12 protein-coding genes are annotated in these 13,242 nt (G+C 64.5%); 4 read left to right on the forward strand and 8 right to left on the reverse strand.

What is annotated here, in order from left to right:
• Window positions 1-89 precede the first annotated feature (89 nt).
• From ACP8ML_RS08970 to ACP8ML_RS08980, 3 genes are all read right to left on the reverse strand, one after another.
• Window positions 90-347 (reverse strand): WhiB family transcriptional regulator, encoded by a 258-nt coding sequence (locus ACP8ML_RS08970; protein ID WP_117189669.1) that lies wholly within the window; start codon window positions 345-347, stop codon window positions 90-92.
• 148 nt (window positions 348-495) lie between these two features.
• Window positions 496-1,230, reverse strand: a complete 735-nt coding sequence (locus tag ACP8ML_RS08975; protein WP_270236443.1) for a hypothetical protein — start codon at window positions 1,228-1,230, stop codon at window positions 496-498.
• The gene (locus ACP8ML_RS08980; RefSeq protein WP_486702915.1) at window positions 1,227-2,303 is read right to left on the reverse strand and encodes a mannose-1-phosphate guanylyltransferase; all 1,077 of its coding nucleotides are present in this window, start codon (window positions 2,301-2,303) and stop codon (window positions 1,227-1,229) included. Before ACP8ML_RS08980 ends, ACP8ML_RS08975 begins: the two co-directional genes overlap by 4 nt.
• A gap of 67 nt (window positions 2,304-2,370) precedes the next feature.
• Here ACP8ML_RS08980 and ACP8ML_RS08985 point away from each other — a divergent pair, with 67 nt between their 5' ends.
• Entirely contained in the window at window positions 2,371-3,102 is a 732-nt protein-coding gene (locus ACP8ML_RS08985) for a TIGR03089 family protein (RefSeq protein WP_486702916.1), read from the forward strand.
• A gap of 2 nt (window positions 3,103-3,104) precedes the next feature.
• Here ACP8ML_RS08985 and ACP8ML_RS08990 read toward each other — a convergent pair whose 3' ends face one another.
• Window positions 3,105-4,121, reverse strand: coding sequence for a glycosyltransferase family 2 protein (locus ACP8ML_RS08990; RefSeq protein WP_486702917.1), 1,017 nt, complete (start codon window positions 4,119-4,121; stop codon window positions 3,105-3,107).
• 105 nt (window positions 4,122-4,226) lie between these two features.
• On the opposite strand from ACP8ML_RS08990, the gene ACP8ML_RS08995 reads away from it, so the two are divergent.
• Both ACP8ML_RS08995 and ACP8ML_RS09000 read left to right on the forward strand, forming a co-directional pair.
• Complete coding sequence (locus ACP8ML_RS08995; RefSeq protein WP_434964855.1) at window positions 4,227-5,531, forward strand: LCP family protein; 1,305 nt, start codon at window positions 4,227-4,229, stop codon at window positions 5,529-5,531.
• A gap of 284 nt (window positions 5,532-5,815) precedes the next feature.
• On the forward strand, window positions 5,816-8,776 hold the full coding sequence (locus tag ACP8ML_RS09000) for a glycoside hydrolase family 2 TIM barrel-domain containing protein (protein WP_486702918.1): 2,961 nt from the start codon (window positions 5,816-5,818) through the stop codon (window positions 8,774-8,776).
• Between the two features lie 72 nt (window positions 8,777-8,848).
• Here ACP8ML_RS09000 and purE read toward each other — a convergent pair whose 3' ends face one another.
• Both purE and ACP8ML_RS09010 read right to left on the reverse strand, forming a co-directional pair.
• On the reverse strand, window positions 8,849-9,439 hold the full coding sequence (purE, locus tag ACP8ML_RS09005; protein ID WP_065673790.1) for a 5-(carboxyamino)imidazole ribonucleotide mutase: 591 nt from the start codon (window positions 9,437-9,439) through the stop codon (window positions 8,849-8,851).
• Entirely contained in the window at window positions 9,432-10,604 is a 1,173-nt protein-coding gene (locus ACP8ML_RS09010; protein WP_117189666.1) for a 5-(carboxyamino)imidazole ribonucleotide synthase, read from the reverse strand. Before ACP8ML_RS09010 ends, purE begins: the two co-directional genes overlap by 8 nt.
• Window positions 10,605-11,038: 434 nt before the next feature.
• Between ACP8ML_RS09010 and ACP8ML_RS09015 the strand changes: the two genes are divergently transcribed.
• A complete protein-coding gene (locus tag ACP8ML_RS09015; protein ID WP_065673792.1) occupies window positions 11,039-11,578 on the forward strand; it encodes a PH domain-containing protein in 540 nt (179 codons plus the stop codon).
• Here the strand turns inward: ACP8ML_RS09015 and ACP8ML_RS09020 are convergent.
• Both ACP8ML_RS09020 and ACP8ML_RS09025 read right to left on the reverse strand, forming a co-directional pair.
• The gene (locus ACP8ML_RS09020) at window positions 11,565-12,281 is read right to left on the reverse strand and encodes a Type 1 glutamine amidotransferase-like domain-containing protein (protein ID WP_004808877.1); all 717 of its coding nucleotides are present in this window, start codon (window positions 12,279-12,281) and stop codon (window positions 11,565-11,567) included. The two genes, ACP8ML_RS09015 and ACP8ML_RS09020, sit on opposite strands and share 14 nt — an antisense overlap.
• Window positions 12,282-12,328: 47 nt before the next feature.
• The gene (locus tag ACP8ML_RS09025; RefSeq protein WP_036975428.1) at window positions 12,329-13,168 is read right to left on the reverse strand and encodes a biotin--[acetyl-CoA-carboxylase] ligase; all 840 of its coding nucleotides are present in this window, start codon (window positions 13,166-13,168) and stop codon (window positions 12,329-12,331) included.
• Window positions 13,169-13,242: the final 74 nt, after the last annotated feature.

A 13,242-nucleotide genomic window follows, 5' to 3' on the forward strand; every position in this document is an offset into this window, starting at 1 on the left:
CACACATACCAATCGCGCCGACGGCACCTCCGCGCAGACAGGAAATTCTAACGGGCCGTCATCCCCACCGTGGTGTGCCGCCAGGATGGTCACGCCCGCTTGCGCAGTCGACGCCTCTCCATCTCCGACAACCCGCCCCAGATTCCAAATCTCTCGTCGTTCTCGAGGGCGTACTCCAAGCACTCCTGACGCACCTCGCAGGACTCGCAAATGCGCTTGGCTTCACGGGTGGATCCGCCCTTTTCAGGGAAGAATGCCTCCGGATCAGTCTGGGCGCACAAGGCCTTGTCGTGCCATTCCGGCTCGTCGTCACCGCCTCCGGAAAACAAAGTCAGAATCTCGTCCATGGGGGAAGCTCCTCGAGATCAGACGCGGCGGGTTCCGCGCCGATGCACAAATTACACGTGTGAGATTCAGCGCGCGACTCCGTCTCGGGAAAACCCCACAGCTACCGGCGTGTCGCGCCGGGGCTCAAGGCATACCTGTGATTGATTCTCAGCGCCGTCCGCAGTCGTTCGACCATTGGTGGTCTTCCGAGTTTCCTCCGGTCTGCTGAGATGTCGAATCGCTCGCCCAACTCTGAGCGTTTCTGGTCGGCGCCGGATCCCATGCGGATGCGCCTGCTCCACTCGCGGCATCACCGGCCCTCGTCCAGACCGCACCGACCCCCTCGGGCCAGCTGAACTCCTCCTGAGCTGGAGTGTCAGCTTCCTGGGTGGCCACAAGCTGACTTGCGGGTTCCGACTCCGAATCCTCCGGCTCGGGCTCCTCGTCGGAGTTCTCGACATCGTCGGAGGTGGATACCTCCGGCCGCGTCAGGACCAGCAGTACCCACGCGGCCAGAACCTTGATGGCAATGGCCAGAAGGTCACCGAAGAGCCCCAGGGACGCTCCCAGGAATCCCCCAGGACCATGAATGGGAGCGAGCAGGGCAAGGATGAGGTCGAATCCGGCCGCGATGGCCACGATGAGAGCAGACACCTTGCCGAGCAATTTGGCATGAGGAGTCGCCGGACGAATGAACCGGCACACCAAGACTGCGGCCACCAGCAGCAGGATCATGCCGATGCCCAGCGAGCTTCCCGACAGGCTACGAGCCATTCCGAAAAGTCCGCTGTGCTCGTGGGTCATCATCGTGACAGCCCGCACCAGAACGGCCACGAGGAATCCGATACTGACAACGATGACGGTCCATGCGATGGGCTCGCGAATTTCCCGGGCGTTCTTCACGCGAATCGTCCTCCCGCCTGGGCGGCCACCTCGGCCACCAGAGCCTTGACCTGCTGGGACTGGGACAACGGCACCACCAGAGTGGCACGATCGGTGCTCACCACGGCCATGTTGTGCAGACCTGCCACTGCCAGAACGGCGTCAGGGCGGTCGTTGATGAGCAGGTTCCCGTCCGAGTCGACGGTGACGGTCAGACCCATCACGTGGTTGCCCTCGCCGTCATCAGGCAGGTGGGGGGCCAACGCCTCGTAGGAGCCGACGTCGTACCACTGGATCTCCAGCGGAATCGCAGCGACACGTACCCCGCATCCACCGCGGGAAGCCGGTTCCATCACCGCGACGTCGACGGAGATCTTCTCCATGAGTGGGTAGACCTCTGCGATCCGGGAGGGATCGGCGACGAGCTCGTCGACCTGGCGTCGGGTCTGCGGCTTGAGATGGGACAAGCAGTCCAACAGGGTCGAGGCCCGCCAGACAAACATACCTGAGTTCCACCAGTACTCACCTGAATCGAGGTATTCGCGGGCAAGCTCCGGGCTGGGCTTCTCGACGAACTCGAGAACGTTGTGAGCACGCGGATCCGACTCCAGCGGGCCGCCCCGGTGGAGGTAACCGAAACTGGTGTTCGGCTCGGTGGGGACGACTCCGAAGGTCACCAGTGCGGCAGGGTCGTCCGTGGCGAGATCGAATCCGTGCTGCAGAGCGGCACGGAAGTCGTCAGCGGGACGGATGATGTGGTCAGCCGTGACGACAGCCATGACGCCATCAGGATCGCGGTCAGCGATGATGCCGGCCGGCCATGACACGGCATTGAGGGAGTCACGTCCCACCGGTTCACCGAGGATGTTCTCGGCCGGGATCTCCGGCAACAACTTGGCCACCGTGTCGGCATACGAGGCTCCGGTGCACACCACGATGCTGGTGTCCGGGACCAGACCGGCGACCCTCTCGTATGCCATCCGCAGCAGGCTCATCCCGTTGATGAGTTCCAACAGCTGTTTGGGCTCTCCTTGATGAGACAGCGGCCACAGGCGCGTGCCGGACCCGCCGGCCAGGATGAGGACGTGTTGCATGTCGACAGAGTATCTGGCCACACTGACGCAACCGTGTTGGACGCACCACAGCGTTTCATCCTTCACAATGGTTGCCATGGTTTCCCTGGCCCGACCGACCGCCTCCCGCAGTTCTGACCCGCTGACCGCCCTGTGGCGTCGCAGCAAGGAGGCCGGTGCGCTGCCGATCCTGACCTGGTACGACGGCGCGGATCGCGGCGAATTGTCCGCCCGCACCCTGCTGACCTGGGTGACCAAGTCGGTTCACCTGCTCGACTCCGAGGGAATCGCGGCAGGAGACGTCGCGAGGTTGTCGGTCTTCAGGCAGCGCCCTGGCCACTGGACCAGTTGCGTGTGGCTGCTGTCCTCCTGGTGGGCCGGTCTGCGGGTTGACCTTACCGGGCTGGACGAAGCCACAGTGGAAGTGATCGGCCCGGACACCGACCCTGTTAACTCCCCCGAGGTCCTCGTCCAGTGCAGCCTCACGCCACTGGCAACCCCGTGCCAGAACCCCGTTCCGGGGGCCATCGACAACGCTGACGTGCTGGCTGGCCCCGACGACCTCGTCACTGCACGACCCGCCGCGTCCGGGTCAGTGTGGCTCAGGGGATGCCAGGAGTGGACCGGCGAGCAGCTGTGCAGCGTCGTGCCGTTGGGCCGAGCGGTGCTGCTCTCCCCGGAACGGATTCGGGTCGGTGGTGGGGAACTCGTCGCCACGACCCTCGTCAGCTGCCTGCTCGGCGGCGGGTCACTCGTCCTGGTCGAGTCAAGCGACGATGTCGCTGCCATCACCACTCAAGAGGGAGCCGTCGAGGTGTGAGATCAGTCCTCGGAACGCTCGCCGAGACCGACGAGGAATCCGACTCCCCAACTCATGTGCATGATCGCCAGCACCACTGGCAGTCGAGCCCGGACGCCCGGATCCATGTCGCGTTTCATCGCCGCCGATCCAATCCCGATGATGCTTCCATAACCCAGCGGGGCCACCCATCCGATGAGTGGCCAACGCTTCAGCCACGGCCTGCGCCTGACCGCCTCGACGATTCCGAGGGCGGTTCCCGTCACCACTCCGGTGACCGCAATGGGAGCGGCCAGATAGCGCAGACTCACCGAGTCGCGATGGCGCCGCATGACTTCACGACGCCACTGGCCGGTGCGGAAGAACTGCCGGGCCAACGCCTTGACGGTGGAACGGGGGCGGTAGGTCACCCGAAGATCGGGGCTGAACCACACTTCTCGTCCGGACTGCCGCAGACGATAGTTGAGCTCCCAGTCCTGAGCCCGATCGAATTTGGCGCAGAAGCCGCCGACGGCCTCAAGATCCGCCTTGCGGAACACCCCGAGGAAGACCGTCTCCGCTGGCCCTTCAGGGGCATTTCCCTGGTGGAAGGCGCTGCTCCCCAGGCCGAGCTTCGAGGTGTAGGCGACGGCGACGGCCTGCTCGAAGGGGGTACGACCCTTGGCGTCCATGACTCCACCGACATTGGCCGCCCCGGTTCGCTCCAGCAACTCGACAGCCGTCGCGATGTACTCCGGGCCGAGCTCACCGTGAGCGTCGACGCGCACGATGATCTCGTACTGAGAAGCGGCCACACCGAGGTTGAGAGCCTTGGGGGTGGTGCCGCCGGGATTGTCGATGACCCGAATGCGATCGTCCCGGGCAGCCAGCTCCTGAGCGATCTCAGCGGTGCGGTCAGTGCTGGGAGCGATGGCAAGGATGACCTCCATCTGTCCCGGGTAGCCCTGATTGAGGACACCGGCCACCGATTCCTCGAGGTACCGTTCCTCGTTCCTCACCGGTATGACAACACTGACCGGGGGCGCGAGGTATGATGACATGGACGACATTGTGCCAGTTCGGAAGGAACTGTGAATCCTGAGGCACACGGGACTCGCCCAATAAGCCTCAGGAATCTGCATGGCCTTGCGACTACCGTGGAATTCATGCCTAATCGAGACACTGGGCGCGGTCCCCGCGACAAGCGATCTCGTCAGTCCGACCTGGACTGGCTATACGGAGTTGACGCCAATGACGCCACCCGTATCGATCCGATAAATGCACCGCACAGCGAATCGGGCCGACCCCACAGTGGGGCGGGTCGATCGCAAGGTGGTCGACGTCCGCAATCCCGGCAGGGTGCCGACCGATCCACCCGACCGCGCCCACGGTCGACGTCATCCCCACGGCCCACTGGTGATCCGTACCGGCCGGGTGCCCAACCAGCCCGTCGGCCCCCGCGTCAAGCCCCTCCTCCTCGTCTGCGGCAGCGGGCGAGTCGTCCCGCACCACGCCCTCGCAAGCGTCGGCACCCCTTCAAGGTCATCATGGTGCTGTTGTTGGCGTGGTTGGTGTGGCTTGTCGCCGTACCGTCCTATGCGTTGAGTCGGACCGGAACCGTCGATGCCACCCCCGACGGTCCGCGGGGTGCAAGCCATCCCGGTACCCTCGTGCTTCTCGTCGGCACCGACGAGAGGCAAAACCTCACGACGAAGCAGCAGAAGGAGTTGGGTACCGGCACCGAGAGCGGTCTTCGCACCGACACCATGCTGCTGCTCTACATGCCGCCGGAGGGAAAGAACGTCCTGATCTCCCTGCCGCGCGACTCATACCTGCCCATCCCGGGGCACCATCACAACAAGCTCAACGCCGCCTACTCGATTGGTGGCGCCAAGCTACTGGTCCAAACGATTGAAAGGGCCACCGACCTGCGTGTCAACGGCTACGTCGAGATTGGGTTCGGTGGCTTCGTGGAAATGGTCGATGCGGTCGGCGGAGTCGAGGTGACCCTCGACAATCCGATGGTCGACAAGGATTCCCACACCAACCTTCCTGCCGGCACCCAGACCCTCGACGGAGTTCAGGCCCTGGGATATGTCCGCATGCGAAAGGCCGATCCCGAAGGCGACCTGGGGCGCGTCAAGAGGCAGCAGAAGGTGGCTTCCCAAGTCGCGACGAAGGCCCTCAGTCCGTGGACCCTCATCAACCCGGTGCGATATTGGAACCTCAACATGGCGGCCTCGGATGCGGTGAAGCTCGGCACCGACACTTCGACCTTGACTGCCCTCAAGACCGCTCGCGGTCTCATGAAGGTTTCCGGCAACGACGGCATCAAGATGACGGTCCCGGTGTCAACGGTCTCGGCCAACACCTCGGCCGGTTCCTCGGTGCTGTGGAATGACAGGAAAGCGGCTCGGCTGTGGGATGAGCTGAGGAGCGGTGACACCTCAAAGGTGACCGAACTGTCCTGATCTGACGTTGAAACGCCGAGGTCGGTGTCTCCATCAACTCTCCTCTCGGTCGCACTACCACGGCCTGGCTCGCCCGTCCCAGCCCTGATCACGTGAGCAGGCCGCGGTAGCTCCGGAAAACCGTGGCGGCACTGCCATCCCACCTGCTTGTGCGATACGCATCTTCCGGGACCACCACGGCATCATCAGCCTGCCGAGCGAGACCACACCTCGAATCACCTCAGTGCTCACCTTCTGACATCGCGGTGTACACGTTTTCATCATCAGGTTCTATGGTGGTGTCCATGGTTGCCAATGCCGACACCGCTCCGGGGATCGACGCCGCCCTGACGAACCTCGTCCCGTGGCAGGGGCCTGTGGCCCCACGGGCTCACCTGCACACCGATGCCCCGACCCTCGACCTGTCTGGAACGTGGCGTTTCCAGCTCGTCGACTCCCCCTTTGACGTACCGGAAGGTTTCTTCGACCCTGGATTCGACGACACCGACTTCGTCGACCTCGCCGTTCCCTCGATGTGGCAGATGACCGACCCGGCAGGCGAAGCACCGTTCGGGCGCCCCGCCTATCTCAACGTCAACTACCCGATTCCGGTCCCGGCTTCCGACGAAGACATCGTCGTTCCCAATGAGAACCCGACCGGGTGCTACCGCCACACCTTCCAGGTCAGTGAGACGTTCACCAATGCTGACCGGGTGCTGCTGCGTTTCGAGGGAGTCGACTCCTTCGCCCGCGTCTGGCTCAACGGAGTCGAACTGGGTTGGACCAAGGGTTCGCGTCTCACCAGTGAGTTCGACGTCACTGCGCAACTGCGCCCCGGCCGCAATGTGCTGGCAGTAGCCGTCAGTCAATGGTCCGACGGCACCTTCCTGGAGGACCAGGACATGTGGCGGATGTCGGGGATCTTCCGCAAGGTCACGCTGCTGGCACGCCCGCAGGGCGGCATCGACGACCTCTTCGTCCATGCATCCTGGGAGGACGGCGCCGCCAAGATCACCATTGACGGACCCGACGGCGCCACCGTCGCCATCCCGGAACTCGGCGTCACCACCACCTGCAACACCGAGGTGACCGTCCCCGACGCGCAGCCCTGGACAGCTGAGACCCCCAGGCTCTACGACACCACCGTCTCAACGGGCTCCGAGACCGTCTCCCTGCGGATCGGATTCCGCACCGTCGCCATCGACGGGGACGTCATCATCGTCAACGGACACAAGGTCGTCTTCCGCGGCGTAAACCGCCACGAGTGGGATCCGCACACCGGACGCACCCTCGACGAGGAGACCATGCGCGCCGACCTCGAACTCATGAAGCGTCACGGCGTCAATGCCATCCGCACCTCACACTACCCACCGGACGCCCGCTTCCTCGACCTGTGCGACGAGTACGGCGTCTGGGTGCTTCTGGAGTGCGACCTGGAGACCCACGGCTTCGAGTGGGGTGGCTGGGACGGAAACCCCGCTGGCGACGACCGCTGGTACGACTGCCTACTCAACCGCATCCAGCGCACCGTGGAACGGGACAAGAACCACCCATCGATCATCGGATGGTCGATGGGTAACGAGTCCCACTGTGGTGAGGGCATCCGCCTCATGAACGACTGGGTCAAGCATCGCGACCCGTCCCGGTTCACCCATTACGAGGGCGACTACACCCACACCATCTCCGACGTGTGGACCGTCATGTACCCGGGGATGGAGTGGGTCGAGGCCGTCCGCGACCGTACTGTCATGCCGGGCGCCGAGCCTGTTCCGCAGACCGGCCGCGAGCTCGGACTGCCCTTCTTCATGTGCGAGTTCGCCCACGCCATGGGCAATGGCCCGGGTGAGCTCGCTGACTACGAGGAACGTTGTTTCGACCCGCATTTCCACCGCGATCGTATGCACGGCGGATTCATCTGGGAGTGGATCGACCACGGCATCGACACCGGACGCGGATATGCCTATGGCGGCGACTTCGGCGAGGTTCTGCACGATCGAAACTTCGTCTGCGACGGGCTCGTCATGCCCGATCGCACCCCCTCGCCGGGCCTGCTGGAGTTCACGGCGACGATGGGTGCAGTGCGCATCGAGGTCGACGGCTCACGTTTGCGCGCCGGCGACGGCATCACCGTCATCAACCGCCTCGACTTCGCCGATCTGTCCGATCTCGAATTCGTCTGGCAACTCGTCGACGACGGCAAGGTCACCGACGAAGGTGTTCTGGACATCGGAGCACTGCCCGCTCATCAGTCCTGGACCGGATCCGTGCCGGTTCCCGACGAGATCTCCGACCGGATGGTCGTCGTCGTCGAGGCCAGGTTGGTCGAGGACACCATCTGGGCTCAGGCGGGCCACGTGGTGGCACGGGCGTCGGACCTGCTGATCCCTGAGCCTCTCCCCCGTCCGTGTCCTCCGGCATCGTCCCATCCGCGTCGCGACGGTAGCGGCTGGGTTCTCGGACCTGCTCGCTTCGACCGTCGTGGTCGTCTCGTGGAGTTGGGCGGGAACGGCATCGTCACACCGGTTCTCGATCTCTTCCGCGCCCTGATCGACAACGACCGGGCCAGCAGCCTGGCTCGTAACAACATTGGTGGCTCCGCACTGGCTGCCGGTCTCGACCGGCTCGTCCACACCACGGTCTCGGTGCGCGAGGAGGGAGATGACCTGGTCGTCGTCACTCGTAGTGCCGCAGCAGCTGCTCGAGATTCCATGACGACGACGTGGAGTTGGCAAGCCGTCCAGGTCGACGAGGGATCCGAAGGGATCCATCTCGACCTCCACGTCGAACCGCACGGCCACTGGCCAGCAATGCTGGGGCGCATCGGCGTGACCATGGGGCTGCCGGATGAGTGGAGCACCGTGTCCTGGTTCGGACTCGGCCCGACGGAGAACTACCCGGATTCCCAGCACGCCGCCACCTGGGGACGCTGGAACTCCGACGTCGCCAGCCTCCAGACGCCTTACGTCATGCCTCAGGAGAATGGTCTTCGTCAGGGTGTCCACGAGCTTACGATCACCGGCCCCGACGGTGGTCTGCGCGTCGCCGCTGATGGCGGCTGGCCGGCATTCGCGGTTCGCCCGTGGACGTCCAAGGCCCTGTTCAGCGCCGCCCATACCTGGGATCTGGAGCCCGACGGGCACACCTGGCTGACCTTGGACGCCCTCTCGGCCCCGCTGGGATCGACCTCCTGCGGCCCGATGCCGATCATGTCCCACCGGTTGTACGCCCGCCCGGTTGATATGTCGCTGACCCTGTCCCTGATCTGACCAAGGGTCTAGAAGCAGCGAACTGGCCCCGGACCGCAACAGTTCGGGGCCATCCGCGTATCGATGACTCGCTCAGGGGCGCGAGTGGGTGCGCACCTTCTCCCCCTTGGCGGCCGCCATGTCGTGCAGCTCGGTCTGGTACTTGACCATGGCGTCGCACAGCTCGGGATTCGATGCGGCAAGAATCCTCACGGCCAGCAGACCGGCGTTCTTGGCATTACCGACACCGACCGTTGCCACCGGTACACCACCAGGCATCTGGACGATGGACAGCAGGGAGTCCATGCCGTCGAGATGGGCCAGCGGAACCGGCACTCCGATGACCGGCAGCGGGGTCAGCGCGGCGACCATGCCGGGTAGATGGGCAGCACCACCGGCACCGGCGATGATGACCTTGATACCGCGCTCGTGGGCGCCACGGCCGAACTCGACCATGTCCTCGGGCATCCGGTGAGCCGAGACGACCTCCGCCTCGAATCCCACGTTGAAGTCGGTGAGCACCTGGGCGGCGGGCTCCATCGTCGGCCAGTCGGAGTCCGAACCCATGATGATCGACACCTGCGGGCCCGTGGCGTCACCAGCCAACCGGCGTGCGGATCCGGCCGCTGTCTCGACCTTCTTGCCGCGACGCGGCTTGCGGCTGTTGGCGGTGGTCTCAGGCATCATGTTCTCCCATGAGGTAGGCGGCAGCGTGGCGCGCCCGGCGACGAGTCGTCTCGACGTCGTCACCGAGGCAGGTGACGTGACCGACCTTGCGGCCGGGTCGCACGGACTTCCCGTACAACTCGACGCGCAGTTCCGGGTCACGAGCGAAACAGTGTTGCAGAGCCCCGGTCAGGTCTTCCTCAGACCCGCCGAGGACATTGGCCATGACGACCACGGGGGCAGTCAAGGCCGGTGAACCGAGCGGAAGGTTAAGCACGGCTCTCATGTGGTTCTCGAACTGGCTCGTCTCAGCACCGTCGATGGTCCAGTGGGCGGTGTTGTGGGGGCGGGTCGCCAGCTCATTGACGATGACGGAACCGTCCTCGCGCTCCATGAGCTCAACGGCGAGGACACCGACGACGTCGAGGCGCCCAGCAATGTCCAGGGCCATGGTTTGCAGCTCCACCTGGCGGTCCGAGGACATGTCCGGTGCCGGGCTGATGGTCTCGGCGCAGACCCCGTGACGCTGGATGGTCTCCGTGACCGGATAGGCGGCTCCCTGACCCGATGGGGAGCGGACGACAACGGCAGAGAGTTCGCGTCGGAAATCAACGAACTCCTCGGCGAGAATACGAATCGGTTGTTTGCCGTCGGCCAGTCCTCCGGCAGCCTCGAAGGGTTCCCCGGCACCGTCAGGTCCGTCGATCTTGAAGACTCCCTTGCCGTCATATCCGCCGCGAGACGTCTTGGCGATGACGGGCCAGCCGTGGTCCGCACCGAAGGCGACGAGATCGTCAGGGGTGTCACAGACCTTCCAGGCCGGGTTCGGGAATCCCTCCTTCGCCATGAATTCACGCATGACGACCTTGTCCTGAGCATGGACCATCGCGGCCGATCCGGGGCGGACAGCACACCCTGCCTGTTCCATCTCCTCGACGAGGACGGTCGGCACGTGCTCGTGATCGAAGGTCACGACGTCACACCCAGCTGCGAAGTCCATGACGGCGTCGTGGTCGAGATGGGAGCCGACGACGACATCAGACATCACCTGGGCCGCGGACTCGTCAGGGTCGGAGGCCAGCAGACGGGTGCGCACCCCCAATCCGATCGCAGCCTGGTGCATCATGCGGGCAAGCTGCCCGCCGCCAATGATTCCAATGGTGTAGGAGGTCACGACCTTCATCGTAACGGCCACCGGACACAGAACCGCGGAAGAGCTGTTCTCCCGGATCTTCCACCCGTGGATTTCCCTGTCAGATCGTCTTCGCGTCGGCTTTCCATCCGGACACCGGCCGAGGGTTATTAGCGATCGCCCGTGGAACGGCCGAAAAGATGAAGGGCTGCTGCCATCTCATCAAGCAGAGCGCAGCCGTCTTTCCGGGTTCTCCACGAGTATTGCAGGGAAAGCTGGCCGCAGCCGCCCTCCCCAACCAGGTGAGGGCCCCGGGACGGCTGGGTCAAGGCTGGTGCGGACACTCTCGAAGGTGACGTGAACACGCAGGAGGACTGTCTGGGGCACAGACTGCACTGTAAGGGCATGGCACCCACTCGTACCTCATGCCTGGCCACAGACCGCACGTCACGCGTTCACATTGCGGGGTCGTCCATACTGGAAACATGGTGCGAGTCGGACAGCCACTGCGGCGCAATCGTGACGAGACGGTGCTGGTGCACTCCCGCCGTCACGCGAAAGCACTGTTCTGGCCTGTCGTCATGGGGTTCGTCGCAGTCATCGGGGCTGCCGCGCTGCTCGGACTCATGACGCTCGAGATACGAGCCCGGTACTGGCCAATCGTCGCGGTCGTCGCAGTCGCGCTGATAATCGTCGGTACCATCATTCCGTGGCTGAAGTGGTTCACCACCACCATGACGATCACTGAACGACGCGTGATGCTGCGTCATGGCGTCATCGTCAGACGGGGTCACGACGTCATGATTGACAGCCTCGTCGACGTGTCCTGGCAGGCCGACGTCGTCGATCGGATGATGGGCTGTGGAAAACTCATCCTCACCGCACCGTCAGACCAGTTGGTCCTCGATAACGTCCCGGGCGCCCGCCGAGTGGCAGACCTCTTCGCGGACCTGACCGACGGGCGTTATGACGGCGACGAGGACCTCGACGACTATCAGCAACCGTGGAATGTCACAGCACGGTGACGTCGAGCTCCTCGCGCAGGATTCCCGACGAGGTCGGCTCCTCGGATGCGGAGAACCTCGAGACCGTGGCCTCCTCACGCTCAGCAACGGCGACGGAGAACTCACCGTCGACGAAGTGGATTGCTGCTCCGTCATCGACTGCGTAACCAGCGGGGAGAACCCCATTGGCAACCGACTGTGCGTAGATCGGGGCGCGCTCCGACTCGCCGTCGAAGTGGGGGCAGAACGACCCGTCGAGCAGACCCATTCCACCTCGCCACGCACGCAGGTCACCGAATGCGTCCGTGAGACAGCCGGAGAACCAGCACGCCGCACCGGCTGCGACCCCGGCGAGCACGACGTCGTCCGCCGAGGACGTCATCCGCCGGATGACGTGGTCAACCCCGTGCATCCGCCACAGCGCCATGAGGTTGGCCGCCGAGCCGGCACCCGACACGATGACGTCAGCCTGGGAAAGACGCTCCACCGACTCCGCAGCCCCCTGCCACAGGGTCAGCACCATGGTCCGCACACCCAGCGCCGAGTAGGCGGCCAGAAAACGATTGACGTAAACCGGGTCATCGGCTGCCGCGGTGGGGGCAAAACACACCAAGGGCGAGGACTTTCCGGACAGGTCAAGGATGTGACGGTCGAGAGCGGTGGGCTCACCACGGTTCGACATCGAGAAACCGCCGCCACCAAGGGCCAGGATGTGGGTCGTCATGGTCAGCAGTCTAGGTGGTCGGGACGTTCAGGGTGCCGTGGTGGAACTCACCTCGTGCGCAGATGGTTGACGTCTCCCGCGTTGAAGGTGCGACGTCCTTCCGAGGTTTCCACCACGATGGCACCGTCGACATCCACGTCGACGCCGACACCGTCGACGGCCTCGTCACCGCCACCGATGGTCTCCGGGTCGAAGGTCAGTCGCACCGGGGCACCGATGGTGTCGCACCGCGCCACGTACTGGTCTCGCACGGTTCCGGTCGCCAGCCACACCGTCAGCAATTCGTCGAGGTGGACTAGCAGGCTGGCCAACAGCTCGTTCTTGTCGTGGTTCAACCCGCACAACGCCAGGGAGGTCGCCGTCGGGACGGGCAGTTCGTCGGTCCCCATCGACACGTTGATCCCAATCCCGATGACGGCGTGAGGACCAGCCGGTCCGTCGACGCGCTCCGACAGGATCCCGCTCACCTTGCCACCATGGTCGGTGCCAAGATCCACCAGGACGTCATTGGGCCACTTCAACGTCACCCGGGAGCGATCAGCCCCGCCAACCTCCTCGATGGCCTCGACGACGGCGAGTCCGGCCACCATCGAGAGCCAGCCCCAGTCCTGGGCGGGACGATCATTGGGCACCAGGGCAGAGATCGCCAGATTCGTTCCCGGGACGTCGTGCCAACTGCGTGAGAAACGTCCTCGTCCGCCTTCCTGGTGATCAGCAACGAGGAGGCGGAACGAGGTTCCCCCGGCGCGGACGAAGGACACCATGTCAGCGTTGGTCGAGCCGGTGGAGTCGACACAGGCAATCCCCCCTCCGCACGGCCCGGTGAACATCGTGTTCCCGGCAAGCTCGATGACGCGATCAGCAATGGCAGCAGGCGTGGAAGGCACCCGTCCAGACTATCCGTAAGCCATCGTGCTGCGCGCCAGCTCATCCCTGGCCCAGACGACCAGCCAGTCACCGG

The organism is Cutibacterium sp. LaCa_255 (assembly GCF_057458005.1).